The sequence below is a fragment of the Isoptericola chiayiensis genome, from assembly GCF_013149805.1.
Classification (GTDB): Bacteria; Actinomycetota; Actinomycetes; order Actinomycetales; family Cellulomonadaceae; genus Isoptericola; species Isoptericola chiayiensis.
Genome location: NZ_JABEZT010000003.1, coordinates 26,098 through 52,207 on the forward strand (window position 1 = coordinate 26,098; position 26,110 = coordinate 52,207).

At 72.8% G+C, this 26,110-nt stretch carries 23 protein-coding genes and 1 riboswitch; of the genes, 9 read left to right on the forward strand and 14 right to left on the reverse strand.

Annotated elements, in window-relative coordinates; translation table 11 throughout:
* Window positions 1-90: 90 nt before the first annotated feature.
* The 5 genes from HDG68_RS06350 to HDG68_RS06370 all read right to left on the reverse strand — a co-directional run bounded on the left by HDG68_RS06350 (window position 91) and on the right by HDG68_RS06370 (window position 6,300).
* The gene (locus HDG68_RS06350) at window positions 91-324 is read right to left on the reverse strand and encodes a helix-turn-helix domain-containing protein (RefSeq protein ID WP_172150411.1); all 234 of its coding nucleotides are present in this window, start codon (window positions 322-324) and stop codon (window positions 91-93) included.
* A 271-nt stretch (window positions 325-595) separates the two neighbouring features.
* Window positions 596-964, reverse strand: coding sequence for a glycine cleavage system protein GcvH (gcvH, locus tag HDG68_RS06355; protein WP_172150412.1), 369 nt, complete (start codon window positions 962-964; stop codon window positions 596-598).
* Between the two features lie 33 nt (window positions 965-997).
* Window positions 998-2,158, reverse strand: a complete 1,161-nt coding sequence (gcvT, locus tag HDG68_RS06360) for a glycine cleavage system aminomethyltransferase GcvT (protein WP_172150413.1) — start codon at window positions 2,156-2,158, stop codon at window positions 998-1,000.
* Between the two features lie 11 nt (window positions 2,159-2,169).
* Window positions 2,170-5,064 carry an aminomethyl-transferring glycine dehydrogenase gene (gcvP, locus tag HDG68_RS06365; protein ID WP_343037456.1) on the reverse strand — a complete coding sequence of 965 codons (2,895 nt, stop codon included), beginning with the start codon at window positions 5,062-5,064 and terminating at the stop codon, window positions 2,170-2,172.
* A gap of 153 nt (window positions 5,065-5,217) precedes the next feature.
* A riboswitch (glycine riboswitch) is annotated at window positions 5,218-5,313 on the reverse strand.
* A 78-nt stretch (window positions 5,314-5,391) separates the two neighbouring features.
* Entirely contained in the window at window positions 5,392-6,300 is a 909-nt protein-coding gene (locus HDG68_RS06370; protein ID WP_172150414.1) for a LysR family transcriptional regulator, read from the reverse strand.
* A 163-nt stretch (window positions 6,301-6,463) separates the two neighbouring features.
* On the opposite strand from HDG68_RS06370, the gene HDG68_RS06375 reads away from it, so the two are divergent.
* Complete coding sequence (locus HDG68_RS06375; protein ID WP_216648133.1) at window positions 6,464-6,862, forward strand: CBU_0592 family membrane protein; 399 nt, start codon at window positions 6,464-6,466, stop codon at window positions 6,860-6,862.
* A gap of 144 nt (window positions 6,863-7,006) precedes the next feature.
* Here the strand turns inward: HDG68_RS06375 and HDG68_RS06380 are convergent, their stop codons facing one another.
* Window positions 7,007-8,176 (reverse strand): pyridoxal phosphate-dependent aminotransferase, encoded by a 1,170-nt coding sequence (locus tag HDG68_RS06380; protein ID WP_172150415.1) that lies wholly within the window; start codon window positions 8,174-8,176, stop codon window positions 7,007-7,009.
* Between the two features lie 89 nt (window positions 8,177-8,265).
* On the opposite strand from HDG68_RS06380, the gene HDG68_RS06385 reads away from it, so the two are divergent.
* Together HDG68_RS06385 and HDG68_RS06390 are read left to right on the forward strand one after the other, a co-directional pair.
* A complete protein-coding gene (locus HDG68_RS06385) occupies window positions 8,266-9,822 on the forward strand; it encodes a DUF222 domain-containing protein (protein ID WP_172150416.1) in 1,557 nt (518 codons plus the stop codon).
* A 45-nt stretch (window positions 9,823-9,867) separates the two neighbouring features.
* Window positions 9,868-11,007: an alpha/beta hydrolase gene (locus tag HDG68_RS06390; protein WP_172150417.1), complete on the forward strand. Its 1,140-nt coding sequence runs from the start codon at window positions 9,868-9,870 to the stop codon at window positions 11,005-11,007.
* A 61-nt stretch (window positions 11,008-11,068) separates the two neighbouring features.
* Here HDG68_RS06390 and HDG68_RS06395 read toward each other — a convergent pair whose 3' ends face one another.
* Window positions 11,069-11,566 carry a low molecular weight protein-tyrosine-phosphatase gene (locus HDG68_RS06395; protein ID WP_172151330.1) on the reverse strand — a complete coding sequence of 166 codons (498 nt, stop codon included), beginning with the start codon at window positions 11,564-11,566 and terminating at the stop codon, window positions 11,069-11,071.
* 79 nt (window positions 11,567-11,645) lie between these two features.
* Between HDG68_RS06395 and HDG68_RS06400 the strand changes: the two genes are divergently transcribed.
* Window positions 11,646-12,572 carry an SDR family oxidoreductase gene (locus HDG68_RS06400; RefSeq protein ID WP_172150418.1) on the forward strand — a complete coding sequence of 309 codons (927 nt, stop codon included), beginning with the start codon at window positions 11,646-11,648 and terminating at the stop codon, window positions 12,570-12,572.
* A gap of 199 nt (window positions 12,573-12,771) precedes the next feature.
* On the opposite strand, the gene HDG68_RS06405 is transcribed toward HDG68_RS06400, so the two are convergent.
* Entirely contained in the window at window positions 12,772-13,428 is a 657-nt protein-coding gene (locus tag HDG68_RS06405) for a hypothetical protein (RefSeq protein ID WP_172150419.1), read from the reverse strand.
* Between the two features lie 209 nt (window positions 13,429-13,637).
* On the opposite strand from HDG68_RS06405, the gene HDG68_RS06410 reads away from it, so the two are divergent.
* On the forward strand, window positions 13,638-14,390 hold the full coding sequence (locus tag HDG68_RS06410; protein ID WP_172150421.1) for a DUF2306 domain-containing protein: 753 nt from the start codon (window positions 13,638-13,640) through the stop codon (window positions 14,388-14,390).
* On the opposite strand, the gene HDG68_RS06415 is transcribed toward HDG68_RS06410, so the two are convergent.
* The 3 genes from HDG68_RS06415 to HDG68_RS06425 form a co-directional block, all read right to left on the reverse strand.
* Window positions 14,335-14,823 carry a DUF6328 family protein gene (locus HDG68_RS06415; RefSeq protein ID WP_172150422.1) on the reverse strand — a complete coding sequence of 163 codons (489 nt, stop codon included), beginning with the start codon at window positions 14,821-14,823 and terminating at the stop codon, window positions 14,335-14,337. The genes HDG68_RS06410 and HDG68_RS06415 overlap by 56 nt on opposite strands.
* Window positions 14,824-14,943: 120 nt before the next feature.
* Window positions 14,944-16,428, reverse strand: a complete 1,485-nt coding sequence (locus HDG68_RS06420; RefSeq protein WP_172150423.1) for a glycosyltransferase family 2 protein — start codon at window positions 16,426-16,428, stop codon at window positions 14,944-14,946.
* A gap of 168 nt (window positions 16,429-16,596) precedes the next feature.
* A complete protein-coding gene (locus HDG68_RS06425; RefSeq protein WP_172150424.1) occupies window positions 16,597-19,788 on the reverse strand; it encodes a pectate lyase family protein in 3,192 nt (1,063 codons plus the stop codon).
* Between the two features lie 544 nt (window positions 19,789-20,332).
* Between HDG68_RS06425 and HDG68_RS06430 the strand changes: the two genes are divergently transcribed.
* Window positions 20,333-21,097: a response regulator transcription factor gene (locus tag HDG68_RS06430; RefSeq protein ID WP_172150425.1), complete on the forward strand. Its 765-nt coding sequence runs from the start codon at window positions 20,333-20,335 to the stop codon at window positions 21,095-21,097.
* Here the strand turns inward: HDG68_RS06430 and HDG68_RS06435 are convergent.
* The 3 genes from HDG68_RS06435 to HDG68_RS06445 are packed head-to-tail and all read right to left on the reverse strand — an operon-like array spanning window position 21,073 to window position 22,346.
* Window positions 21,073-21,561 (reverse strand): Hpt domain-containing protein, encoded by a 489-nt coding sequence (locus tag HDG68_RS06435; RefSeq protein ID WP_172150426.1) that lies wholly within the window; start codon window positions 21,559-21,561, stop codon window positions 21,073-21,075. The genes HDG68_RS06430 and HDG68_RS06435 overlap by 25 nt on opposite strands.
* 45 nt (window positions 21,562-21,606) lie before the next feature.
* Window positions 21,607-21,963, reverse strand: coding sequence for an Hpt domain-containing protein (locus tag HDG68_RS06440; protein ID WP_172150427.1), 357 nt, complete (start codon window positions 21,961-21,963; stop codon window positions 21,607-21,609).
* Window positions 21,960-22,346 carry a response regulator gene (locus tag HDG68_RS06445; RefSeq protein WP_172150428.1) on the reverse strand — a complete coding sequence of 129 codons (387 nt, stop codon included), beginning with the start codon at window positions 22,344-22,346 and terminating at the stop codon, window positions 21,960-21,962. Before HDG68_RS06445 ends, HDG68_RS06440 begins: the two co-directional genes overlap by 4 nt.
* 122 nt (window positions 22,347-22,468) lie before the next feature.
* Between HDG68_RS06445 and HDG68_RS06450 the strand changes: the two genes are divergently transcribed.
* The 3 genes from HDG68_RS06450 to HDG68_RS06460 are packed head-to-tail and all read left to right on the forward strand — an operon-like array spanning window position 22,469 to window position 26,104.
* The gene (locus HDG68_RS06450; RefSeq protein ID WP_172150430.1) at window positions 22,469-25,069 is read left to right on the forward strand and encodes an ATP-binding response regulator; all 2,601 of its coding nucleotides are present in this window, start codon (window positions 22,469-22,471) and stop codon (window positions 25,067-25,069) included.
* Window positions 25,066-25,572 (forward strand): pyruvoyl-dependent arginine decarboxylase, encoded by a 507-nt coding sequence (locus HDG68_RS06455; RefSeq protein WP_172150432.1) that lies wholly within the window; start codon window positions 25,066-25,068, stop codon window positions 25,570-25,572. Before HDG68_RS06450 ends, HDG68_RS06455 begins: the two co-directional genes overlap by 4 nt.
* Window positions 25,562-26,104 (forward strand): hypothetical protein, encoded by a 543-nt coding sequence (locus HDG68_RS06460; RefSeq protein WP_172150434.1) that lies wholly within the window; start codon window positions 25,562-25,564, stop codon window positions 26,102-26,104. Before HDG68_RS06455 ends, HDG68_RS06460 begins: the two co-directional genes overlap by 11 nt.
* Window positions 26,105-26,110: the final 6 nt, after the last annotated feature.

Genomic DNA, 26,110 nt, shown 5'->3' on the forward strand with positions numbered 1-26,110 from the left:
TGGGGCGCCACGTCGCCGTGGCGTCCCGTCCGACGGGCGCCCTGCCACCGTCATCCCCCGAGAGGTGGCAGGGCCCGCGTCGTGGGGGATTCAGATCCGGCGGAAACCGGCCTCCTGGGCCCAGGCGACGGCGTCGGCCCGGGTCGAGACCCCGAGCTTGCGGTAGACGCTGCGCACCTGAGACTTCACCGTGTTGCGCGTGACGAACAGCTTGCTCGCGATCTGCTCGAGGGTGACGTCCTCGGACAGGTTGGAGAGCACGACCTGCTCACGCCGCGTCAGGCCCGGGTTGATCATGGGCCGGTCCATCTCGATTGCACTCATCGTTCAGTCCTCCACGACGGCCGCCGACCACCACCGGTCGGCCTGGGGATCTGCCGTCATGGTGAGGAGAGCGTGAAGGAGGGCATTCATGACGCGGGTCACGCAGAAGAACCACATCGGAGGCGCGTCACGTCACCTCCGAGCGACGGAGCGGTCCCTCGACCGGGCCGCGTCGTCGCAGGTCAGCGCGGTATGACGCGGTGCGGGGAGCATGACGTCACTCGTACATCACGATTCGGTCACGACGCTGCAGGAATCGCGAAGGGGGCCTTCAGCCCGCGTGCTGCGCGTACTCCTCGGCGCTCAGCAGCTGCCCCTCGCCGGTCACGTCGACCTTGAACAGCCACCCCGCCCCGAAGGGCTCGGAGTTGACCAGCGCGGGGTCGTCGATCGCGGCCTGGTTGACCTCGACGACGGTCCCGGAGACCGGGGAGAACAGCTCCGAGACGGACTTGGTGGACTCGATCTCGCCGATGACGGTGCCCGCCTCGACGGTGGCGCCCACCTCGGGCAGCTCCAGGTAGACGACGTCGCCGAGCGCCTCGACGGCGTGGGACGTCACGCCCACGGTGGCGGGGCTCGCGTCGTCGATCCACTCGTGCTCGACGGAGTAGCGCAAGTTCGCGGGGAAGTCGGCCATGGTCGGCTCCTTCTGTCTCGGGTCGGGGGAACGCTACGCGTCGGCGCGGCGGTAGAACGGCAGGGGGACGACGACGAACGGTTCGGCCCGTCCGCGCACGTCGACGGCCAGCTCGGTCCCCTCGGCGGAGACCTCGGGCGTCACGTACGCCATCGCGACGGGGTGCCCGAGCGTCGGCGACGGCGCCCCCGAGGTGACGGTACCCACCTGCGGGCCCGGGGCGCCGTCGGCGTCGGGCTGCACGACGGCGTACCCGGCGCGGGCGGGGCGTCGCCCGGTGCCGCGCAGGCCCACCAGCACCCGGGCCGGGGCGCTCTCCCGGCGGGCGGCCAGCGCGGCGCGGCCCACGAACTCGACCGGGGTGCCGTCGTCGTGCGTCTTGTCGAGCTTGACGATGCGTCCCATGCCGGCGTCGAAGGGCGTGGTGGTGGCGTCCAGCTCGTGGCCGTAGAGCGGCATGCCGGCCTCGAGGCGCAGGGAGTCGCGGGCGGACAGCCCGGCGGGGACGAGCCCGTGCGGCTCCCCCGCGGTGAGGAACGCCCGCCACAGCGGGACGGCGTGGGGCACGTCCACCCAGACCTCGAACCCGTCCTCGCCGGTGTAGCCGGTGCGGGCGACGAGCACGCTCTCGTCGTCGAACCGCATCCCCAGGCACGCGTAGTACCGCAGGTCGTCCAGGGCGGTGCCGCCGGAGATCTCGGGATCCTCCGTCAGGACCTCCCGCAGGATCTCCTCGGCACGCGGCCCCTGCACGGCGATCAGGGCCTGGCCGGCGGAGATGTCGCGGACGGCCACGTCGAAGCCGGCCGCGCGCTCCAGCAGCGCGACGAGCACGGTGTCGGCGTTGGCCGCGTTGGACACGAGGAAGTACTCACCGGGGGCGTTGTGGTAGACGATCAGGTCGTCCAGCACTCCCCCGTCGTCGGCGCAGATCATGGTGTAGCGGGCACGCATCTCGCGCAGCGCGGACAGGTTGCCGACCAGCGCGTGGTCCAGGAACGCGCCGGCCTCCGGCCCGGTGATGCTGACCCCGCCCATGTGGGACAGGTCGAACAGCCCGGCCGCCTCGCGGACGGCCCGGTGCTCGGCGATGTCCGAGCTGTACCGCAGCGGCATGTCCCACCCGCCGAACTCGGTCAGGTGCGCGCCGAGCGCGAGGTGCTCGGAGTGCAGCGGGGACTTCGTCGTGGTCATCCTGGGGCCTCTCAGTCGGCGTAGGCGGAGACGGGCGGGCAGGAGCACTGCAGGTTGCGGTCGCCATGCGCCTGGTCGATGCGGCGCACCGGCGGCCAGTACTTCGCCGCACGCAGCCCGGGCACTGGGAACGCCGCCTGCTCGCGGGTGTACGGGCGGTCCCAGTCCTCCACGATGACCGACGCGGCGGTGTGCGGCGCGTTGCGCAGCGGCGAGTCGCCGATCGTCCACCGTCTGGTGGCGACGTCGTCGATCTCGCGCCGGATGGCGATCATCGCGTCCACGAACCGGTCGAGCTCGCCCAGGTCCTCGGACTCGGTGGGCTCGACCATGAGGGTGCCGGGCACCGGGAACGCCATCGTGGGGGCGTGGAAGCCGTAGTCGATGAGCCGCTTGGCGACGTCGTCGACGGTCACGCCGGTCTCGGCGGTGAGGGGACGCAGGTCGAGGATGCACTCGTGGGCGACCAGGCCCGCCTCACCCGTGTACAGCACCGGGTAGTGCGGGGCCAGGCGGGCGGCCACGTAGTTGGCGGTGAGCACGGCGTGCTCGGTCGCGCTCGTCAGCCCGTCGGGGCCCATGAGCGCCAGGTAGGCGTACGAGATGGGCAGGATCCCCGCGGACCCGTGGCGCGTCGCGGAGACCGGGGCGACGGCGGCGGGCCCGTCCACGCCCGGGGTGGCCGACGGCGTGGGGTCGCCCGGGAGGAACGGCGCGAGGTGCTCGGCGACGGCGACGGGGCCGACGCCGGGCCCTCCCCCGCCGTGCGGGATGCAGAACGTCTTGTGCAGGTTCAGGTGCGACACGTCGCCGCCGAACCGGCCCGGGCGGGCCAGGCCGACGAGGGCGTTGAGGTTCGCACCGTCGATGTACACCTGCCCACCGGCGTCATGTACGGCAGCGCACACGTCCTGGACGTGGGGCTCGTAGACGCCGTGGGTGGACGGGTAGGTGATCATGATCCCGGCCACCCGGTCGCCGTGCTGGTCGAGCTTCGCGTGCAGGTCGCCGAGGTCGATCTCGCCGTCCTCGGCGGTGGCGACGACGACGGCGCACAACCCTGCGAGGGTCGCGGACGCCGCGTTGGTCCCGTGCGCCGAGGCGGGGATGAGCACGACGTCGCGCTGCTCGTCGCCGCGGGAGGAGTGGTAGGCGCGGATCGCCAGCAGGCCCGCGAGCTCGCCCTGCGACCCGGCGTTCGGCTGCACCGAGACGGCGGCGTACCCGGTGATCTCCGCGAGCCAGGACTCCAGGGTGTCGACGAGCCGGGCGTAGCCCCGTGCCTGGTCGGCGGGCACGTACGGGTGCAAGTCGGCGAAGCCGGGCCAGCTGATCGGCTCCATCTCGACGGCGGAGTTCAGCTTCATCGTGCACGACCCGAGCGGGATCATGGTCCGGTCGAGCGCCAGGTCCTTGTCGCTCAGCGCACGCAGGTAGCGCAGCATCGCCGTCTCCGAGCGGTGCCGGTGGAAGACCGGGTGCTCCAGGTACCCCGTGGAGCGCAGCAACGCGTCCCCGACCCCCAGGTCCTCCGCGGCGTCCGCCGGTGCGGCGTCCAGCAGGCCCAGGAGCGCCGCGACGTCGTCCTCGGTCGTCGTCTCGTCGCAGGAGATCTGTACATGGTCGGCGTCCGGGATGTACAGGTTGTATCCCGCGGCGGCCGCCGCGGCACCGACGGCAGCACCGCGGCCCGGCACCACCACCCGGACCGTGTCGAAGAACGTCTCGTGCTCGACCTGCACCCCGGCCGCCCGCAGACCCGTCGCCAGCGCGACGGCCCGACCGTGCACGCGCTCGCCGATCGCCCGCAGCCCCTCCGGGCCGTGGTAGACGGCGTACATGGAGGCGACCACGGCCAGCAGCGCCTGCGCGGTGCAGATGTTCGACGTCGCGCGCTCGCGCCGGATGTGCTGCTCGCGCGTCGAGAGCGCCAGGCGGTAGCCGATCTCGCCGTCGGCGTCGACCGAGACGCCGACGAGCCGGCCGGGCAGCTGGCGCTCCAGACCCTTGCGGACGGCCACGTAGGCGGCGTGCGGGCCGCCGTAGAACAGCGGCACCCCGAACCTCTGGGCCGACCCGACGGCCACGTCGGCGCCCAGCTCACCGGGGGAGACCAGCATCGTCAGGGCCAGGGGGTCGGTCGCCACGGTGACCAGGGCGCCGCGCTCCTTCGCCTCCGCGACCACCGCCCGCAGGTCCAGGACCCGGCCGGAGGCGCCCGTCTGCTGGGCCACCACGCCCACCAGCGAGCCCTCCGGCAGCGCACCCTCGGACTCCAGCCGACCCAGCGCCGCGTCCAGCCCCTCGCTCAGGTCCACGACTACGACCGGCAGGCCGACGGCCCGCGCGCGGCCCCGGGTGATCTCGAGCGACTGGCCGAACAGGTCGGCGTCGAGCACCACGTAGCCGGACCTCGCCCGCGAGGCCCGCCACATCAGCGCGACGGCCTCGGCGACGGCGGTGGCCTCGTCGAGGAGCGACGCCCCGGCGATCTCCAGCCCGGTGAGGTCCTCGACCACCTGCTGGAAGTTCAGCAGCGCCTCGAGCCGGCCCTGGGAGATCTCCGGCTGGTACGGGGTGTACGCGGTGTACCAGGCGGGGGATTCCAGCACGTTGCGGCGGATCACGGCCGGGGTCACGGCGGGGTAGTAGCCCTGGCCGATCATCTGGCGCTTGACCTGGTTCTCCGCCGCCATCTCGCGCAGGTGCGCGAGCACCTCGGCCTCCGTGCGTGCGGCCGGCAGGTCGAGGGGAGCGGCCTGGCGGATCGCCGCCGGGACGGCGGCGTCCACCAGGGAGTCGAGGGAGTCGTGCCCGAGGCGTTCCAGCATCGTGGCGGTCTCGGACCCGCGCGGGCCGATGTGCCGGTCGGCGAAGACGTCGGGGTCGGCGGGGGAGTGGGTCACGAGCAGCGCTCCGAGGGTCGGTGGGGCCAGGACCCTCCCCGCTCTGTCATGGAACCTGAGAGTTTGGCCGGACGCCACGGGGCGGCCGACGTGCCCCGTCGGTGTGCCCGCCGTCGTCCCGTGGGACGACGCCGGACCGCTTTTCAGAGGTGCCTCGCCGCGACGGTACGTGGGCCTGAGAGATTCCCGGGGAGGGTCTTGCTCCTTCGGCGCTGCCGGATGGCCGGCAGGCTCTCCCGTCGCGGTTCGAGCGGCTGTTCGGTTGTCGGCGGCCAGTCTACCCGGCGGTGCGTCCGGGCTGCCGGGGAGCCGGGGCGCGCGGCGTCGTCACGCGAGGTCGAAGTCGCGGGTGACGTCGAGCATCGCGTCGACCACGGCGCGCACGGCGGGTCCCGGCTCGTGCCGGGTGGCCCGGTGGCGGACCACGATGCGCCGGGACCCCAGGCCGGTCATCGCCACGACGTCGGCGCCCTCGGGGACGGTGCTGCGCTCGATGGCGAGCGCCGGGAGCATGGCGACGCCCTGACCAGCGGCCACGAGCGCGAGCGCCGTGTCGAAGTCGAAGTAGGCGTGGCGCATCGCCAGGTCGGTGCCGAGCGTGCGGCCCAGGCGTCGCAGCGCACGGTCCGACGCCGTGCCCCGCAGCGCGCCGATCCACGGCAGGTCCCGCAGGTCGTCGAGCCGCTCGGGAGTGGGCAGGGAGTGGGGGACGAGCAGGCGCCACGGCTCGTCGAGGAGGGGGACGTCGTGCTGGCCGCGGGGTGCCGGCGCGTCGACGTCGACGTCCCGTTCCAGCAGGACGGCGTCGAGGTCGCCCGCGCGCAGCATGCGGACGGCCTCGGCGGGCTCGTGCTCGCGCACGTCGAGGACGAGGCCCGGGTGCTCCTCGGCGAGGGGTGCGAGCAGCGGGGCCACGACGGCGCGGATCGCGGACTGGAAGGAACCGATGCGCACGGTGCCCGAGATGCCCTCGCCGAGGTTGGCGATCTCCTGGCGGGCCTCGACCAGCTCGGCCTCGATGCGTTCGGCCACGTCGGCGAGGACCCTGCCGGCCGGCGTGAGGCTGACCCCCCGGGGGCCGCGGTCGAGCACCGGGAAGCCCTCCTCGGCCTCCAGCCGAGCGATCTGCTGGGACACCGCGGACGGGGTGACCTGGAGAAGATCTGCTGCCGCGAGCACGCCCCCGGCACGGTGTACGGCAAGGAGGAAGGCAAGTCTTCGTGGGTCGGTAGCCATGTAGAAATACTAACCGGCTTTGATAGTTGCGTTCGATTGCGCTGAAGCAAGGTTGTGCTTCAGGATGGTGTCTGCGCCCGCGGCATCCATCTGCCGTCCGGGCGCTCATCTCGGTGTACGCGGATCGCTGCACCATCCCGACACCCCTGTGGAGGAGGCTCGCATGTCGCACGCCCTGATGTTCGTGATCACTGCTCTGGGATGGGTCGGCGCGCTGGTGGGTCTTGTCGCCTATGCGATGGTCTCCCAGGGTCGCTGGTCGCCCAACTCGCTGCAGTTCCAGCTCGCCAACCTGTGCGCGACCTCGCTGATGTTCCTCGTCGCGGCGGTCAACGGCGTGTGGCCGTCCGTCGCGGCGAACATCGCCTGGATGGTCATCGGCGCCCAGGCGCTCCTGGTCATCGCCAAGGCCCGGCGGAAAGCCCGGCCGCGCCTGCGCCCGGTGCACCTGCCGCTCGTCGAGTCGCCGCTGCCCGGCATGACCGCTCCGGTCGTCGAGCACCGCGAGGTGCGTCCGGCCGCCGCGCACGCCGACCTGCGCGTCGTCGCCGGGCTGCGCTGACAGCACTCGGCGCTCGCCGGCCCCGCCGGCACCTCGGCGCTCGCCGGCCCCGCCGGGCACCTCGGCGCTCGTCCCGCGGGCCCCGTCGAGACTCCTCGACGGGGCCCGCGTGCGTGACCGGCCGACGCCCCGGGCCGTCGGCCGCTACAGGGTCCGCTGCCAGGCCACGATCCGGTCCACGGCCCGGGTGACGACGTCGGGCGCCGCCGCGAACGACAGGCGCACCCAGTCCCGGCCGCGCTCGCCGTCGAAGTCCGTGCCCGGCGTCACGGCGACGTCCGCCTCGGCCAGCAGCCGGGCGCAGTACGTCACCGCGTCCAGCCCGGTCGACGCGATGTTGCCGTACAGGTAGAACGCCCCGTCGGCCGGTGCGACCGGGCGCCAGCCCAGCTCGTCGAGCCGGTCGAGGAGCGCGGCGCGCGACGTGGCGTAGCGGGCCACGTTGTCGGCCGCCGCACGGTAGGCCTCGGCGGAGAAGGCCGCGATCCCCGCGTGCTGCGCCAGCGCCGGGGGAGAGAGGGCCACGTTGCCGGCCAGCGCGTCCACCGGGGCGACCAGGTCGTCGGGCAGCACCAGCCAGCCCAGCCGCCATCCCGTCATCGCCCAGTACTTCGAGAACGAGTTCACGACGACGGCGCCCCGGTCGGTGGACGACGCCGCGGTCGCCTGGGCGACGTCGTCGCCGTACGCGATGCCGTGGTAGATCTCGTCGCTGACGAGGCGGACGTCGTGCTCGAAGCACCAGGCGGTCAGCGCCTCCAGCTCCGCCGGCGGGATCATCGTGCCGGTCGGGTTGGCGGGGGAGGCCACGATCAGGCCGTCCAGCCCGCCGCCGTAGTAGGCCTCCATGAGCTGCGGAACGGTCGGCTGGTACCGGGTCTCCGGCCCGCAGTCGAGCTCGACGACCTCGCAGCCCAGCGCCGCCAGGATGTTCTTGTACGCCGGGTAGCCGGGGCGGGCGAGCGCGACGCGGTCACCGACGTCGAACGCCGCGAGGAACGTCAGCACGAACCCGCCGCTGGACCCGGTGGTGACGGCGATGCGCCCCGGGTCGACCTCGACGTCGTACCACCGCCGGTAGTGGTCGGCGATCTGCGCGCGCAGCGCGGGGACGCCGCGCGCCTCGGTGTACCCGAGGTCGGCGGTGCGCAGCAGGTCGGCGGCACGTTCGCGCACGACGTCGGACGCCCCGGTGGACGGTTCGCCCGCGCAGAGGCTGAGCACGTCGTGCCCGGCGGCACGGCGGGCGTTCGCCGCGGCGAGCACCTCCATGACGGCGAACGGCGGGACCTGGCTGCGGCGCGAGACCTTCATCGGGCCATCATGCCCGCACCGAGGGCCGGTCCACAGGGCGGACGGCGGACTCTTGCGTCGCGTCCACGGACGCCGCTAGGGTCGTACACGTGTTCGACGCGATGCTGCTCACCAGGGAGTTCGCGGGGGTGCCGGGTGACCACGACGCCGTCGCGGAGGACCTGCGCGTGCCTCTGGACGAGGTCGCCGTCGAGCATCACGAGGACCTCCGGGCGACGACGGCGCTCGGCCAGGTCGACGACGGCCTGGACGAGGTGGCCGCGCTCCAGGCGCAGATCGACTCCCTCGAGGCCCTCAAGCTGCTCGCCGTCGAGCGGGTGCGGCGGACCGCGACCGCCCACGTCCCCGAGCTGCTCGACGAGGCCGACCGCGAGGTCGCCCGCGCCGGCACCTCGCGGCGGTTCCAGCTCGCCCTGCGCGCCCTGGTCGCCGACGTCGCGACCACCCTGCGGATCACGGAGCGGGACGCCGGCCATCTGGTGGACACCGCGGGCACCCTGTGCCGGTCCGCCCCCGAGGCCGTCGATGCCCTGCACGGCGGGCGACTTTCCCTGCGCCACGCGACGATGCTCGCCGACACCCTCGCCGACCTGCCGGACGACGTCCGACGTCCCGTCCTGCGCGAGTCCCTGGCCGGAGCCGGGTGCGACACCCCCACCCAGTTCCGTCGCCGCCTCCGCCGAGCCCGCGACCGTGCCCATCCCGTCGCTGCGGACGAGCGGCACCGTGACGCCCGGAAGCGCCGCGACGTCTGCGTCGACCCGGCCGCCGACGGGATGGCATGGCTCAGCGCGCTCCTCCCGGCGACGGGCGCGCACGCCGCCGCCGACCGCCTCGACCGTGCGGCACGGGCCGCCCGGGAGGCGGGGGAAGACCGGACGGCTGGACAGCTGCGGGCCGACGCCCTGCTCGACCTGCTGACGGCCCCGCAGCGATCTGCCGCTGCACCCTCGCCGAGGCCGTCGAGCAGTTCGCACGACACGGCGCACCCGGCCCCCGGACCGTCCGCACGACGCCGCGCCGCGCTCGACCCGGGCGCTGACGAGCACGCACCCTCGGCCGACGCCCCCTCCTCGGGCGCGCACCCGGACCACCCGATACCCGACCTCGCAGATCTCGCCCGCCGGATCGTCCCGCGGGTCCAGGTCACCGTCCCGGTGCTCGCGCTGGCGGGTCGCGACGACCTCCCGGCCGAGCTCGACGGCCACGGCCCGATCGACGGCGAGACCGCAGCGCTCCTGACCGCCCGCGCACCGTCGTTGCGCCGGATCCTCGTCGACCCGGTGGACGGGTCGGTCCTGACCACCGACGCGACGACCTACGCCGTGCCCGCCGCGCTGCGTGCGCTGCTGCGCGCCAGGGACGGGACCTGCCGGTTCCCGGGATGCACCCGGTCCGCGGAACGCAGCGACCTCGACCACACCCGGGCCTGGCAGGACGGCGGGACCACCGGTGCGGCGAACCTCGCCCACCTGTGCCGCCACCACCACGTCCTGAAGCACCAGACCCGGTGGAACGTCCGACAAGCGGGCCCGGACCATCCGCCGGGCACCCTGACCTGGACCTCGCCGACCGGCCGCCGGCACGTGACGCGGCCCGCGAGCGGCCTGGACCTCTCGCGCCCACCTGGCGACCCCCCGTTCTGACACCCGGCGGTCGCGCCCGGGTCGCGGTCGGCCTAGGTTGCCCCCATGCACGATCCCGGTCGTCGGCACGATGCAGGCCAGCCCCCTGCGGCTCCGGCCGCTGCCGATCCGCCTCACGCGCCGCCGCCCCCTGACGACACGCCGCAGCTCGAGTGGTTCACCGACGTGCTGCCCGGGTTCGAGCGCCGCACCCTGCCGCTGGCTCCGGACTTCGAGGGCGAGGTCGTGGCGACGCTGGTGCGCCGCCGTCGCGACGAGCCGTTGCCGCACGACGCCGGGGTGGACGTGCTCTACGTGCACGGCTGGACGGACTACTTCTTCCAGACCCATCTGGCCGACTTCTGGGAAGGGCTCGGCGTCCGCTTCCACGCGCTGGACCTGCGCAAGTACGGCCGCAGCATCCGACCGCACCACACGCCCGGCTTCATCACGCGCCTGGAGACCTACGACGAGGATCTCGAGGCGGCGCTGGCGCAGATCGGGCACGGGGAGTCCGACCGTCCCACGCGCGGACTGGTCCTCATGGGGCACTCCACCGGCGGTCTGGTGCTCAGCCTGTGGACGGACCGTCACCCGGGACGGGCCGACGCGCTGGTCCTGAACAGTCCCTGGCTCGAGTTCCAGACGCGGAAGGTGGGACGGCGCGTGCTCGAGCCGAGCGTGCGCGCCCAGGCGGCGCTGGCCCCGCGCAGCCAGCTCGTGAACGTGGACCTGGGTTACTACGTGCGTGCCGTGTCCTCGCGGCAGGACGGCTCCTGGGAGCTGGACCCCGCCTGGCACCCCGACGAGGGGTGGCGCGCGACACCGGCCTGGCTGGCCGCGATCTTCGACGGGCACGAGCAGGTCGCGCGCGGGCTGAGCATCGACGTCCCGGTCCTCGTGCTGCTGTCGGCACGGTCGACGCCGCCGGTGCGGTGGAGCGAGGACATGCACCGCACGGACAGCGTCCTCGACGTCGAGGGGGTCGCGCGGCGCACGATGCGGCTCGGCCGGCTCGTGACGCTCGCCCGGGTCGAGGGTGCCCTGCACGACGTGACGCTCTCGGCGCCCGAGGTGCGCGACGTCGTCTGGCAGGAGATGCGCCGGTGGGTCCGCACCTACGCCCCGCTGCGCGCCCCGGAGCCCGAGCCCGCGTCGCCGACCGCACCGGTGCGCGGCTGGCGTCGCTGGTTCGGTCGGTCGTAGCCGGGCGCCTCAGCCGGACGGCTCGAACCGGTGGCTCGGCCGGGCGCTGCGACCTGGCGGCTCAGCCCGCGTCGCCCAGCCGGGCGCGCACGTGCGCCACGACGGCGTCCGCGGCGGCCTCGATCTCCGCGATCGTGGTCTCGAACCCGTCCTCGTCGCCGTACCAGGGGTCGTCCACGTCGAGGACCGCCTCGCCGGCGCCCGCCGGCACCTGCGGGGCGTTCGGGTCGAACGACCTGTACATCCGGATGTCCGTCTCTGTACCGTTCGACAGTCGCCGCAGCACCTGGGCGTGCCGCGCGGTCATGGCCAGCACCAGGTCCCGTTCGCCGAGCTGGTCCGCCCGGACCTGGCGGGCGTGGTGGCCCTCGCCGACGGGGTAGCCGTGCGCGGCCAGCACGCGCCGCGCCCGGGGGTCGACGGGGTTGCCGTGCTCCTCGTCGCTGATGCCGGTGGAGTCGATCTCCACCCGGTCGCCGAGACCGGCGGCCTCGAAGCGGTCGCGCAGCACCACCTCGGCCATGGGGGAGCGGCAGATGTTCCCGGTACAGACGGTCATCACGCGGAAGGTCTCAGCAGTCACGACCCACATGCTCCCAGACAGGGCGAACCGGGGCCGCCCCGCGTACCGTGACGCCATGACGTGGTCTGCCGACGGACTCATCGCGGTCACCGGCGCCTCGGGGCGCCTCGGCTCGCGCCTCGCGTTCCGCCTGGCCGCCGAGGGTGCGCACCAGCGCCTGGTGGTCCGGGACCCGGAGCGGGCGCCTCGGCTCGACGACGGCCGCCCGCTGCCGGAGTGCGAGGTCGTGCAGTCGGCGGGCTACGCCGACCACGCCGCCATGCGCGCCGCGTTCGAGGGCACGCGGACGGCGTTCCTGGTCAGCGCCCGCGAGTCCACCGACCGGGTCGCCGAGCACGTGGCCGCGATCGACGCGGCGGTCGAGGCCGGCGTCGAGCGGATCGTCTACGTGTCGTTCGTGGGGGCGGCGCCGGACGCGACCTTCACCTTCGCGCGCGACCACTTCCACACCGAGGAGCACCTGCGGCACGCCGGGGTCCGCTGGACGGTGCTGCGCGACAACCTCTACCACCAAGCGCTGGCGTCGTTCGTGGGGCCCGACGGCGTCATCCGCGGTCCGGCGGGGGACGGGCGCGTCGCGTCGGTCTCGCACGACGACGTCGCCGACGTCGCCACCGCCGTCCTGCTCGACGAGAACCCCACCCGCCACGACGGCGTCGTCTACGACGTGACCGGCCCCGAGGCCGCCACGCTCACGGAGGTCGCCGCCCGGCTGACGCTCGCCACCGGCCGGCAGATCACGTACCACGCGGAGTCGGTGTCGGAGGCGTACGCCTCGCGCGCCCACCTCGGCGCGTCGGCCGTCGAGCTGGCCGGCTGGGTGTCCTCCTACGAGGCCATCGCGACCGGGGAGATGGCGCACGTGTCGCACGACGTCGAACGGCTCGTCGGCCGCCCGGCCCGGTCCCTGACGCAGTGGCTGGACGACTACCCCCGCGAGTGGGCGCACCTGCTGCCGCCCGAGGACCGGCGCGAGCCGTAAATCCCTGGCGCCGTGCCGCCGTCGTGCGTAGCGTCGCCGGTGTACACGAGAGGAGGTGGTCCACGACGTGAAGAATCTCCGGACCCTCGAGGTGGTCGCGGTCTGAGACCGTGACCACCGCCGGACCCGCGGGAGCCGTGCCGTCGTCCAGCACGGCAGGAGGTGCACCTCCGGCCCGCGGGTCCGGTCGTGCCCGGGCTCAGCCCCGGTCGCACCAGGTGCTGATCGCCTCCGCGGCCGCGAACTCGGTCACCGGGTCGGGGGAGTCGGCGCAGCTCACGGCACCCGTCTGCAGGGTGTCGAAGTCGACGACGGTCACCCCCACCGACTCCCCGCCGCCGGCGCACGACACCGTGCCGGACCGGGTCGAGTGCCGCGCGTACGCGTACAGGATGTACTTGCCCTGGTCGCGGCCCTCGAGGAGCTCGGCGGCGTCGGCGAGGCGGGGCGCCGGGTCGGCGGCGACGAGCCCGCCGACGACGGCGTCGTCGACCATCGCCTGCTGGGCGCCGCTGACCCCGGAGCCGGTGCTCGCGCCGGCCTGCTCGTTGCGTTCCCACTCGTGCTTGACGCTCACGGCACCGTCGCCGCCCACCCGGGCGACCTTGACGGCGGTGTAGACGTCCTCGGTGGTGCCCGAGCCCTGCCAGTCCACGACGACTCCCTGCACGCAGTCGGAGTCGACGGCGGGGGCCGCGCCCGGGGCGGTCTCGGCCGACGCCGGTGCGTCGGAGCCCGGGGAGTCGCCCGGCTGGTCGGTGCCCGCGCACCCGGTCAGGAGGCCGGCGAGCAGCGCCCCGACCCCCGCTGCTGCCGCACGTCGATGGCTTCGGATCCTCGCGTCGTTGCGTTCCACCCGCCGCAAACTAGCGCAGGGAAAGCGCTCTACGGCGGGATGAGCAGCAACGATCCGGCAACGATGTGCACGCGCTCCCACGCCGGCGCTCCGCCCACCGCTCCGCCCACCGGCCCGGCGCACCCGTCCGGCACCCCGGGAGAGGCTCCGGGTCGGATCTCCGGGAGGTCCCCGATGTGCGGGCCCGTCGCCCGTGGCTCGATGGGACCATGACCGACCCGCGCGCGACGCTGCGCCGCCCCGCCGACCGCCGTCGGCCCGCCGCCCGCACCGCGACCCTCGTCGCCCTCTCGGCCCTGTGCGTCCTCGTGGCCCTCGTCGCCGTCACGCCCTACCTCACCGGCTCGCTCGAGAGCCTCGCCGCGGACGACGCCGGCCTGGCCCGCAACTACGTCGACCGGCCGACGGCCGTCCGGGCGGCGTTCTTCGTCCATCTCGTCGCCGGGGGAGCGGCGCTGCTGCTCAGCCCCTGGCAGCTCTGGCCGGGCCTGCGCCGGCGGCACCCCGGCCTGCACCGGGCCACCGGGCGCACCGTCCTCGTCGCGATCGGCCTCGCGGGCGTGTCCGGCCTGGTGATCGCACCCGTCAACGAGGCCGGCCTCGTCGGGGTCCTCGGGTTCGGCTCGCTCGCCGTGCTCTGGCTCGCCGCAGCGGGCCTCGGGTGGCGCGCGATCCGGCGCGGCGACGTCCCCGCCCACCGGGCGTGGATGATCCGCGCGTTCGCCCTGACGTTCGCCGGCGTGACGCTCCGGGTGTGGCTCGGCGTGCTCGTGGGCGCGCAGTCGCTGTGGCCCGGGAGCGACGCCGACCCGGCCGCGATGTTCGACCGCGCCTACGCCGTCGTGCCGTTCCTGAGCTGGGTGCCGAACCTCGTCGTCGCCGAGCGGGTGGTGCGCCGCGGCCGGCTCAGGGCCGACGGCGGACCACGACCGGCAGCACCGCCCACAGCCCCAGCAGCATGACGGCGACCGCGCCACCCACCACCAGCCCCTGCACGCGACCCAGCACCACGTCGAAGATCAGCAGCGCCGTCGCGGACAGGGCGATCGCCAGCAGCACCAGCCCGGTGCGCGTCATGCGGTCGCCCAGCGTGACGACCTCCGTCTTGAGCTGGCGGCGGAACAACCCCCGGTGGACCGCCACCGGGGCGATGAACAAGCCCGACGTGACCAGGCAGACCAGCACGTCCGCCAGGTAGACGTTGCGCTGGAACAGGTCGAGGTCCGCGAACCGCGACTGGAACGGCAGGATCAGCAGGAACCCGGTGAGGATCTGCACGCCGGTCTGCAGCACGCGCAGCTCCTGCAGCAGCTCGTTCCAGTTGCGGTCCGAACGCTCCTCGGGCGACTCCGTGCGGCCCTGGCGTGCGGGATGTCGGCCGGTGTCGTCGGTCATCGGTCCTCCCGGGTCCGGTGCTGGCGTCGGGAGGACCAGCATCGTGGACCGGGGCGGCTCCGGCAACGGGGCCGGGAGCACCGTGCACGCCCGGCGTCCGACAGTCCTCGCCGCGCTCCGTCAGGCCCGGTAGCCGTGCTGCCGGCGCAGCAGCCGGCGGACCATCGCCACCGTCTGGACCACGGTGACGACGCCGAGGACCGGCCAGCCCACGGACAGCACCGCCGACTGCGCGGTCACCGGCAGCAGCGTCCAGACCCAGACCAGGCCGGCCAGGGCGGCCACCGCCACCGCCAGCGGGCTGAGGAACGCCCACCCGGCGCCGCGCTCCGCCTTGGCCTGCGCCGCCCAGTTGTCGGTGCGGGACTGGGCGAGGAACTTGGTCCAGGCGCGCACGAAGTGGCCGAACCGGATCCACATGTACAGCTCGGCGGGCACCAGCGTCGCGGCGAACAGCACGTCGCGCCAGGTGCGCTTCTTCATCGACAGGGCGATGCGCAGGTTGAGGGCGACGGCGACGGCCGGCGGGATCAGCCACACCGGGGAGAACTCGAAGGCGCCGATGCTCAGCGCCGCCGCCAGCAGGAGCCCGAACATCAGCCGGGTCGCCGCGTTGAGCAGCATGGAGGCGTTCTCCATCCAGCGCAGCCGCAGGTTCGGGTGGAACGGCTGGCCGCGGGTGTCGCCGCGCTGCCCCGGCCACATGAGGTCGATCGCCCCGTAGTTCCACTTGACCTGCTGCCCGTCGAGCGCGCGCAGCGTGGTCATGCCGCCTACGGTGGCCCGCGCCGTCGCGCTGATCTTGGTCGAGAAGCCGACTGACTTGATCTGCAGGCTCAGCAGGGAGTCCTCGACCTCGGAGTCGCTCACCCACGGGTCGCGCTGGTGGTGCGCCGCCATCACCGTCTCGAGGGCGGCGGTGCGGAACAGCGAGGCCTGCCCGCCGAGCACCGCCATGTTGCGACCACGCACCAGGTTCTGCAGGTTGAACGACGCGAACTGCGCGCGCTGGCCCGTCAGCAGGAACCGGCCCAGCGGTCCGCGGACAGCACGGTCGTCCACCGTGTAGATCGCCGAGATGCCGCCGATGCGCGGGTCGGACTCCATCTCGGCCGCGAGCCGCTCCACCGTGCGCTTGCCCAGCACGGTGTCGCCGTCCACGCCCAGCAGGTAGTCGGCGCCCCGCACGAGCCGGAACCCGTAGTTGAGCGCACCGACCTTCTTGTCCGCCAGCACGCCGAGGTCGTGCACGTAGATCCGCGTGACCTGCTCGACGCCCTTGCGCACCACCGTGTGCTCGCCGGCCAGCTTCGCCGCCTTGCGGAACGTCTTGTCCGAGGTGTTGTTGACGACCACGTGGATCACGTCCGGCAGGCGGGTCTGCTTCAGCAGTCCCCGCAGCACGTCGACGATGGTGTCGGCCTCGTTGTACGCGGGGACGACGGCGCCGATCGTCGCGCGCCGGGTCGGCACCTCGGCGACGAGCTCCTCGGGGGTGAAGTGGAAGCGGTCGAGCTCGGTGCCGAGCGCGAGCGGGTGACGCCCGGTCTCGAGGACGTCGCCGTCGACCACCGGGGTCGAGGTCTCGTCGAGCAGTGCGGTCATGTCGGTCTCCGCAGGATCGGTCGGATGCAGCAGACCCGATCCTGCGGCCCGCACCTCGGCGGCGACCGCAGGTGACGTCACGGCCGGCTCAGGAATACGTCAGGAATGGCACGACGGGGTGTCGCGGGGACCGGTGCGGCCCCCGCGACACCCCGTCACGTCGCCGGCTCAGCCGGCGTAGGTCTCGAACTCCGCCACCCGCGGCGTCCCGGAGGACGAGGTGATGACGAAGTCGATCTTGCTGGTCGACGTCGCGGCGAACGAGATCGCCCCGGCGCCGGTGCCGCTGGTCAGCACGTCACCGGTGTCGTGGTCGACGACCTGGTACGACCCGATGGTCCCGGCCGTGCCGGAGGCCTCGCGGATCACGATCGTGGAGACGGTGCGGTCGCCGTCCCACTTGATCGAGATGCGACCCGTGGAGCCCTCCGGAGACCAGTAGGTCGACAGGTCACCGTCACGCACGTCGCCGTAGCTCGTGCCGCTCGCCTTCGACGAACCGTCCGAACCGGCACCGATCGACAGGTTGTCCCCGCTCGGCGGGTCGGTCGGGTCCGGGTCCTCCGTCGGCTCCGGGTCCGGCGTCGGCTCCTCGGTGGGCTCCGGGTCGGGCGTCGACCCGCCGAAGGTGACCTGCAGCGAACCGTCCACCGCGAACGACCAGTCCATGGCGCCGTCGTACGCGGAGCACGCCGAGCCGTCCGAGCCGTCCCAGAAGGAGTTGCCGCCGGCGTCGGTGCCCGAGTAGCGGTCGCTGGACCCGCTGTCGCAGGACACGTTGCCGCTGAACGTGTGCGAGCCCTCGTCGAAGTTGAAGTTGCGCTCCTCGTTGCCGATCGACACGTTGTTCGTGACGGTCATCGAGCCCGGGTTCGAGTTGTACGTGAACCCGTGCTTGCCGTTGTCCACGGCGTACGAGTCGCGGACCACGTGGTCGACCTCGATGTCCTCGCCGCCGAGCTTGAAGCCGTTGCGGTCGCCCGCCCCGGCCTGGGAACCGTCGGACAGCGTGCCGTTCTCGAAGGCCAGGGAGCTCTCGATGGTGACCTCGCCGACCGGCCCCGTCTCGGACTTGGTGTACAGGTCCCAGCCGTCGTCGATGTTGTGGTGCGCCACCGTGTCCCGGAAGACGTTGCCCGGCCCGGAGGTCAGCTTGGCGGCGAACCCGTCGGCGTCCTCGCCGTCGGAGTCGGCGTTGTCGTGCGACTCGCTGGAGACGACGAGGTTGTACGACGGCCACTGGTCCCGCGGAGCACCCGCGATCAGGCGGGAGAGCTGCAGACCGGTGTCGTGGTTGTACCGGGTCACGACCCGCTCGATGACGTTGTGGTCGCCGCCGAGCAGGATGCCGTTGTCGCCGGCGTGCTGCACGACGATGCCGTACACGTGCCAGTAGTCGCCGCCGATGGCCAGGCCACGGTTGGACGAGTCCTCCTCCTGCGCGGAGAAGTCCAGCACCGGGGTCTGGCCCGGGAGCGCGGACAGCAGCGTGCGGTCACCGGCCAGCCCGTCGTTGCCGGGCTCGATCGTGACGGTGTCGTCCAGGTCGTAGGTGCCGCCCGCGAGGAAGATCTCCCCGCCCGCGTTCACCCGGTCGATCGCGGCGACCAGCGTGGTCGGGTCGGACTCCGTGCCGGCCGCTCCGGCGGACCCGCCGGGGGCGACGTAGAGGGTGTCGGCGCCCGGCTGCGGCTCGTCGGTCGGCTCCGGGGTGGGCTCGTCCGTGGGGTCCGGCGTCGGGTCCTCCGTGGGCTCCGGGTCCGACGGCGAACCGGCGTAGGTCTCGAACTCGGCGACCCGCGGGGTGCCGGACGACGAGGTGATCTCGAAGTTGATCTTGCTCAGCGAGGTGGTCGGGACGTCGATCGCTCCCGCGCCGCTGCCGGTGGCCAGCACCTGGCCGGTGTCGTGGTTCTGCACCTGCCAGGAGCCGATGTTGCCCTCGGCGCCGGCGGCCTCGCGGATCACGATCGAGGAGACGGTGCGGCCTCCGTCCCACTTGATCGAGATGCGTCCGGTGCTGCCCGACGGGGACCAGTAGGTGGCCATGTCACCGTCGCGCACGTTGCCGTAGCTGGTCCCGTCGCCCTTCGAGGAACCGTCCGAACCGGCGCCGATGGAGAGGTTCTCGCCGCTGGGCGGGTCAGTCGGGTCCGGGTCCTCCGTGGGCTCCGGGTCGGGCGTGGGCTCCTCGGTGGGCTCGGGGTCCGGGTCCTCCGTGGGCTCCGGCGTCGGCTCCGGCTCGGTCGGCTCGCACGACCCGTCCGAGACCCGCAGGCCGGTGTTCGCCCCGGCGGTCTCGGCGAGCAGGTTCGGCACGCACTCGGCACCGTCGAGGTCGTACGAGTACGGCACGGAGACGGAACCGGTCGACGTCGGGTTCGGCCCGGCCGGGTGGTTGTCGTCGTCGTCGGCGGTCCAGGTGATGTTGTCCCAGATGTTGCCGCTGACCTCCCACGTGCCCATGTCGTTGGTGTAGAAGGTCCCGAGCGGGTCCTTCGAGTCCTGGAAGTAGTTGTTCTCGACCAGCGCCTGGGCACCGAGCCGCGAGTTGATGCCGGACTTGGTGAGCCCGACGAAGTGGTTGTTGTACGAGTGCGCGGTGCCGGCCCGCAGGAGCGGGGTCCGCGAGTCGATGTTCTGGTAGAGGTTGTGGTGGTAGGTGACCGGGCCGTTGCCGGTGTCGCCGTCGCTGGAGCCGACGAGTCCGCCGCGACCGGAGTTGCGCAGGATCGAGTACGACAGCGTGACGTAGGTGGTGTCGGCCTTCATGTCGAAGAGCGCGTCGTAGCCGTCGGACTCCCCGCCCGAGGCCTCCAGGGTGAGGTGGTCGGCCCACACGTTCGACACGTCGGACTCCATGCCGATCGCGTCGCCGCCGTTGGAGGTGGGGGAGCCGGACTTCTTGACGTTTCGCACGTGCAGGTTCTGGAGGATGACGTTCTCGGCGGACCGCAGATGGATGCCGAGCTCGTCGAACAGGGCACCGGAGCCGACGCCCACGATCGAGACGTTGCTGACCTCCTTGATCTCGATCTTGTCGTCGGCGGTGTTGCACGAGTCGCCGGACACCTTCGAGGTGTTGCCGTGGTCGATGGTGCCCTCGACCTCGATGATGATCGGCGTGTCGCTGCTGGCCCGGTTGCACAGGGCCGCGTGGATCTCGGTGCCGGTGGTGGCGCGGACCGTCTGTCCGCCTGCACCGCCAGTGGTGCCTCCGTCCTGCGTGGCGAACCCGGTCGCGCTGCCGGTGACGGCGGCCTGGGCCGAGGACACGGACAGTGCCGTGACGCCCATGGTCGTCGCCAGGGCCAGTGCGACCCCGCCGGCGCCGACGCGGGCTGCGGCTGTGCGTCTCATGTCGTCTCTCCTTCGTCGTTGAATTCGGGACTGCGTCCTGCTGTGGTCCGGTGCGCTTCGTCGCGCCCTGCTCCGGCGCTCGCGCGCCTCCCCCTACGTGTCCCGCTCCGACGCTGGAGCGACGACACCCAGACCAGGCACTCACCTGCGAGATACCGGTTTCTGGATCCTAGAGACCGGTTTCTCATGGCGCAAGACCTGGTTATTTGGTTGGCGCTTTACTGTTGATGACACCGAAGTTGATTGGGTATGGCCCCTGCCAGACCTGATTTCGTCCGGGTGAAATCTGGCCATATCGGCGCGCAGGCCTTGCGCTGCGGCGCAGAACCACTCGCGCGAGCAACACTTCCCGGCACCCCCGACGCCCGGCAGCACGCGCGGCCGAGTCTGTGGCTCGCGTCAATCATCAACGCGCAACGTGCCTGGAAGTGGTCGAGGTGAGGCAATCCCTGCCGGGCGTCTTCACAAGATCTCCGCATCACGCCGAGGAGGCCGCGCCGTGGGCACGCCTGCGCTCCGGGCAACGAACCACTAGCGTGAGCCCATGACCGCAGCAGGGTTCCCTACTCCTGGCGGTGCGTCCGCCGCTGCCGAACGCACCGCGGTCGTCGTCGAGGACGACGACGAGATCCGCGACCTGCTGGAAGAGGTCCTGACACACGCAGGCTTCGAGACCTCGTCGGCCGCCGACGGCCGCTCCGGGGTCGAGCTCGTGGAACGCATCGACCCCCTGGTCACGACGCTGGACGTCAGCCTGCCGGACATCGACGGCTTCGAGGTGTGCCGCAGGATCCGCGCGGTGTCGAACACCATCATCATCATGCTCACCGCTCGTACCGACGAGATCGACACCCTGATGGGCCTCGAGGCCGGCGCGGACGACTACCAGACCAAACCGTTCCGCCCCCGCGAGCTCCGGGCGCGCATCGAGGCGATCATGCGTCGGCAGCGCCGGGGCAGCACGGCGACACCGGCGTCCGCGTCGTCACCGGCGCTCGACGGACTCACGATCGACGTCCCCGCCCGCACGGTCAGCGTCGACGATGTCGAGGTCCACCTGACCCGTAGCGAGTTCGACCTGCTGGCCGCCCTCGCCGGTGAGCCCGGACGAGTGCTGACCAAGGACGCCCTGGTCCGGGTGCTCTGGGGGGACGAGTACGACGCCGGCACGCTGGTGACGAGCTCGGACCATCGTCGCGTCGAGGTGCACCTGGCGAACCTGCGCCGCAAGATCGGCGACGACCCGAACGCCCCGCGGTGGATCCGGACGATCCGCGGCGTCGGCTACCGCTTCGACCAGCGCGCCTGAGACAGCACCGTCCGTACCAGGCCGGCCGAGACCTGCGCCTCGGCGATCATGTCGCGCGCCAGATGACGTGCCGAGCTGGTACCGGTGGCCGACGCGTCCAACGCGTCCTGACAGCGCCACGCGATCTTGGCGAACCGATCCAGTCCGAGCATCGCGGCCGAGCTGTGCAACGTCAGCAACCGGACTCGCGCCGTGTCGTCGTCACCGGCCACGAGCGCACGGCGGCAGGCAGCGAGGCGTCGCGGCAGCAGGTCGAGCCAGATCGTCGCGAAGCGCTCGACGGCACGCTCGTCGCCCTCGAGGTCCTCGACCAGGTCGTGCCACGCCCGCGCCACCGTCATCAGGTCGCCGGGCTGGTGGTCGACCGATGCCCGTGCCGCCGTGCGGGGGAACACGGCGGCACGAGCCATGACCTCGATGTCGCGGTCCTGTTCGGCGCCGCGTGCCTCGATGGAATCGGTCACCACTCCACTGTGGGACGCCGACCTTCGGGCAACGTCTCGCTCGCCTCAGGATTCCCTCAAGATCGTCGGATCGGGGCGCTCGTCGCCGGGCACCGCGTCCCGGAGACGGCCGACCATGGCGACGACCTCGTCGACCGCGGGCGACTCGTCGAGGGTGCCCTCGAGGTCTCGGGCCGATTCGGCCAGCTCGTCGTCGCCGAACGTCCCCGCGGAACCGGCCACGGCGTGGCAGAGCCGCCTGGCGTGGTCGCGCGCTTCCGGATCCTCCACCGCCTCGCCCGCCGGCCCGAGAAGCCGCACCACCTGCTCGACGCGTGCGCGGTTGCGCCGGCGGGCACGCGTCGCCAGCGCAGCCACGGCGTCGGCCAGGCCGTCGTCGTCCCGGTCGGCCGACGAGCTCACTCCTCCCACCCCAGCGCCGTGGCGAGCTGGTCCGCCAGGGTGAGGGGGTCGAACGGCTTGGTGATGACGGCGGCAGCACCGAGACCGTCGAGCCGGGAGATGTCCTGGGCCCCCACCTTCGCCGTCAGGAAGACGACCGGCGTCCGTCGCAGGTCCTCGACCTGGCGCAACCTCGACAGGACCGTTGGACCGTCCACCGTCGGCATCATCACGTCGAGCAGGATCGCATCGGGCCGGACCTGCCGCGCCAGCTCCACACCCTCGAAGCCGTCCGCGGCCGAGTAGCTCTCGTGACCGCCGGCCATCGACAAGGCCAACGTCGCCACCTCTCGGATCGACGGATCGTCGTCGATGACCACCACTCGTCGGTTGCTCGTCGACATCTGCAGGCCCCCTCCCGCGTTCGTCCTGCGACGACGGTATCCCTCGGCAGCGATCCGTGCGTGCCGATCGTGACCGTGTCATCCGGTCGGCAGCGGCCTCGTCGCTCGCCTACGCTCGGCGCATGGAGGATGCCAGGCGCACCGCGACGCGACTGCACGACAGGTTCGTGCGCTGGTGCTGGACCGCGGGGGTCGTGCTGTTCGCCCTGCTCGTGGTCCTGACCGGACCGTTCGACGACGCCACCCGCGAACAGGTCTCCCGCGCAGCCATCGGTGCCGCCGGCGTCGTCGCCGCCATCAGCTGCGGGCTGCGCGCAGCACGGTCCGCCGGTCGGCGACGACGTGCGTGGGGGGCGCTTTCCCTGGGCGCCGTCATCGGCCTGACCGGCAACCTCTGGGCCGCCCTGGCCCAGGACCCCGCGACGGGAGACCTCGCCTACATCTCCGCGCTCGTCCTCGGCATCGTCGGTCTCGCGTTCTTCCCGACGGTCCGACCCCGCGGCCAGGACCTGGTACGGATGCTGCTCGACAGCGTCGTCGTCGGCGGTTCCGTGCTGTACATCGCCGTCTTCGCCGTGGTGCTCGACGCCCCGGTCGGCACCGCCCAGCCGGCCCTGACCGTCTACGCGCTCCCTGTCGTCGACGCGCTCCTGGCCACGCTCGCCGTGCTGGTCATGACCCGCTCCAGCGCGGCCGAACGCGTCCCGCTGGTGCTCGTGGGCAGCGGGTTCGTCCTCTACGCGGTCGCGGACGTCGCCTTCGCGCTCCTCTCCGCCGGGACCGGCTTCGCGTTCGGCACCGTCGTCGACCTCGGCTGGGTGGGCGGCTATCTGGCGATCGCCGTCGCTGCTCGCCACCCCGCAGCCTCCGGTAGCCCGGTCGCCAGCCCGCGCCACGACGGCTCACCCGTGCTCGGCACCGTGGTGACCTTCTGCCTGTTCCTCGCGGCGGCACTCGTCCGCGTCGGTCAGTCCGGTCAGAACGCCCCCTGGGTGGCGGACGCCCTCTGGGTCGCCGTGCTGGTCGCCGTCGTCGCACGCCAGATCCTCGTCGTGGTCGACAACGAGTCACTGCGGCACGGGCTGGAACAGCGCGTCGAACGACGCACCGCACAGCTCCGCGCGCTCGCGGGGGAGCGCGAGCGGACCCTCGAGTCCGTGGCCGACGGCATCTACGGCGTCGACCTCTCCGGACGGATCACCTTCATGAACGCCGCCGGAGCCCACGTTCTCGGTGCGGCACCCGACGACATGGTCGGGCACGAGGCGCACACCACGTTCCACACCACGCACGACGGGACCGGCGCGGAGAGCCCGGGCTGCTACGTCACGGCGGCACTGCAGGAGGGCTCCACCGCCACCGCGGTCCAGGACGTGTACCGCCGGCCCGACGGCAAAGAGGTGCCGGTCGAGGTCACCGCCGGCCCGCTCCGCGACGACGGCGCCGTCCGCGGCGCCGTCGTCGTCTTCCGCGACATCACCGAGCGCCGTGAGATGGAACGGATCAAGGACGAGTTCGTGTCCGTGGTCTCCCATGAGCTGCGGACTCCGCTGACCTCGATCCGCGGAGCCCTGGGACTCCTGGCGAGCGGCCTGCTCACCTCGGCGCCGGACCGCGCCGAGCGGATGGTCCAGGTGGCCCTGACCAGCAGCGAGCGCCTCGGACGGCTCGTCGACGACATCCTCGACATCGAGCGCATGGCAGCCGGTTCGACCCATCTCGATCTGGGCGAGCACCGGATCGGTGATCTGGTGGCGGAAGCCGCTGACCAGGTCTCGATCCTCGCCGGTGACGCCGACGTGAACCTGGACCCGACCGACTCCGACGAGCTCGTCGTCGCCGACCGGGACCGCATCGTCCAGACGGTGACGAACCTGCTGACCAACGCCGTGAAGTTCTCGCCGCCCGGGGGGACGGTGCGCGTGGGGGTCGCCGCGGTGGGTGACCTGCTCGAGGTGCGGGTCGACGACGAAGGTCGCGGCATCCCGCAGGAGAAGCTGGAGACGATCTTCCGACGGTTCGAGCAGGTCGACGCGTCCGACGCCCGGGAGCGGGGTGGTACCGGCCTGGGCCTCGCCATCGCTCGCAGCATCGTCGAGCGGCACGGCGGGCGGATCTGGGCGCTCAGCGACGGAGCGGGCCGGGGGTCGAGCCTGCGGTTCACGCTGCGACGCGCACGGCAGGTGGCGCCCGAGGACGCCGGGGCGCCGCCGGCGGACGGACGGACGGCGGCCGAGACCGGCACGGTCGAGCACCTGCCGAGGGAGTCGTCCGGGCCCGAGCGCGTGATCGTGGTCGACGACGACCCCTATGTCGTCGATGTGCTGCGCACGCTGCTGGAGGAGCAGGGCTACGACGTCGTCGGCGTCACGGACGGCGACTCGGCGCTCGACGCGGCGGCGTCCGGTGCGGTCGCGGCGATCGTGCTCGATCTGGCGATGCCCGGCACCGACGGCAACGACGTGCTGATCGCCCTCCGGCAGGACCCGGACCTGGCGGACGTCCCCGTGGTCATCGTCTCGGTCACGACGCCCCTCGAGAACCCGGACGTCTCCCACCTGGCCGAGGCCTGGCTCGTCAAGCCCGTCGACCCGGGCCGCCTGCTGCGCGCCGTCCGCGACGCCGTCCGGGGCGGTGCCCGACGACGCCCGGTGGACACCGCACCCCAGCCTCGGACAGTATCCGCACCGGCCCCCGCTCCGCCCGACCCGAGGAACACATGACCTCCGCACTCACCATCCGCGTCAGCGCCGGCACCGGTACCGGCCGGACGACCTTGGCCGCCTTCGACGCCGCGCTCCTCGCCGCCGGCGTCGGCGACTTCAACCTGGTCCGCCTCAGCTCGGTGGTACCTCCCGGCAGCCGCGTGGAGGCCGTGACAGGACGGGACCAGATCGTCGGGGAGCACGGCGACGCCCTGTACTGCGTGTACGCCGAGGCGCACGCCTCGCTGCCCGGGCACGAGGCGTGGGCCGGGGTGGCCTGGTCGCAGCACGAGGACGGCAGCGGGGCGGGACTGTTCGTCGAGCACGAGGGGCCGTCGCACGAGCAGGTCGCGACCGACCTGACCCACAGCCTCGAGGACCTGTCGGCTTCCCGCGGGGGAGTCTTCCGCCCGGCGGGCCGGAGCATCACCGGCATCACGTGCGACACCTTGCCCGTGTCCGCCGTCGTCGTGGCGTCGTTCAGCCGTTCCGGGTGGCAGGAGACGTCCGGTGCGCGCTGACGTGACGTTCGAGCCGGTCGTCTCCGAGCCGGTGGCCGAGGACTTCTGGGAGCTGTACCTGGAGGCCTTCGGGCCGCTGCGCACCCGTGCCGCGGCACGGCACGTGCTGCACCGCGACGAGTTCGACGAGGAGATGGCGGACCCCCGGATCCTCAAGCTCCTCGCGCACGACGAGCACGGCACGCCGGTCGGGCTCACCACGCTGGCGACCGACCTGGCAGCGGTGCCGTGGGTCAGCCCCGAGTACTTCGCCGCCCGGTACCCGGAGCACGCCGCCCGGGGGGCCGTCTGGTACATCGGGTTCACGCTCGCCCACCCCGGACGCCGGGCCACGCGCACGTTCATGGACATGATCGACGCCCTCGTCGCCCACCTGGCCGAGCACCGGGTGGTCTGCGCCTACGACGTGTCGCGGTTCAACGACGACGGCCTGCGGTTCGCCGACAACCTGCGCCGCCACCTCGAGCGGACGCGGGACGTGACGGTCGAGACGGTGGACCGCCAGACGTACTACGCGACGACGTTCCACTGAGCCACC

Bases quoted from the DNA above. Each gene is read 5' to 3' on its own strand.
- HDG68_RS06350 (WP_172150411.1), bottom strand. From the start codon at position 324: ATGAGTGCAATCGAGATGGACCGGCCCATGATCAACCCGGGCCTGACG.
- gcvH (WP_172150412.1), bottom strand. From the start codon at position 964: ATGGCCGACTTCCCCGCGAACTTGCGCTACTCCGTCGAGCACGAGTGG.
- gcvT (WP_172150413.1), bottom strand. From the start codon at position 2,158: ATGACCACGACGAAGTCCCCGCTGCACTCCGAGCACCTCGCGCTCGGC.
- HDG68_RS06370 (WP_172150414.1), bottom strand. From the start codon at position 6,300: ATGGCTACCGACCCACGAAGACTTGCCTTCCTCCTTGCCGTACACCGT.
- HDG68_RS06375 (WP_216648133.1), top strand. From the start codon at position 6,464: ATGTCGCACGCCCTGATGTTCGTGATCACTGCTCTGGGATGGGTCGGC.
- HDG68_RS06380 (WP_172150415.1), bottom strand. From the start codon at position 8,176: ATGAAGGTCTCGCGCCGCAGCCAGGTCCCGCCGTTCGCCGTCATGGAG.
- HDG68_RS06390 (WP_172150417.1), top strand. From the start codon at position 9,868: ATGCACGATCCCGGTCGTCGGCACGATGCAGGCCAGCCCCCTGCGGCT.
- HDG68_RS06395 (WP_172151330.1), bottom strand. From the start codon at position 11,566: ATGACCGTCTGTACCGGGAACATCTGCCGCTCCCCCATGGCCGAGGTG.
- HDG68_RS06400 (WP_172150418.1), top strand. From the start codon at position 11,646: ATGACGTGGTCTGCCGACGGACTCATCGCGGTCACCGGCGCCTCGGGG.
- HDG68_RS06410 (WP_172150421.1), top strand. From the start codon at position 13,638: ATGACCGACCCGCGCGCGACGCTGCGCCGCCCCGCCGACCGCCGTCGG.
- HDG68_RS06415 (WP_172150422.1), bottom strand. From the start codon at position 14,823: ATGACCGACGACACCGGCCGACATCCCGCACGCCAGGGCCGCACGGAG.
- HDG68_RS06420 (WP_172150423.1), bottom strand. From the start codon at position 16,428: ATGACCGCACTGCTCGACGAGACCTCGACCCCGGTGGTCGACGGCGAC.
- HDG68_RS06425 (WP_172150424.1), bottom strand. From the start codon at position 19,788: ATGAGACGCACAGCCGCAGCCCGCGTCGGCGCCGGCGGGGTCGCACTG.
- HDG68_RS06430 (WP_172150425.1), top strand. From the start codon at position 20,333: ATGACCGCAGCAGGGTTCCCTACTCCTGGCGGTGCGTCCGCCGCTGCC.
- HDG68_RS06445 (WP_172150428.1), bottom strand. From the start codon at position 22,346: ATGTCGACGAGCAACCGACGAGTGGTGGTCATCGACGACGATCCGTCG.
- HDG68_RS06450 (WP_172150430.1), top strand. From the start codon at position 22,469: ATGGAGGATGCCAGGCGCACCGCGACGCGACTGCACGACAGGTTCGTG.
- HDG68_RS06455 (WP_172150432.1), top strand. From the start codon at position 25,066: ATGACCTCCGCACTCACCATCCGCGTCAGCGCCGGCACCGGTACCGGC.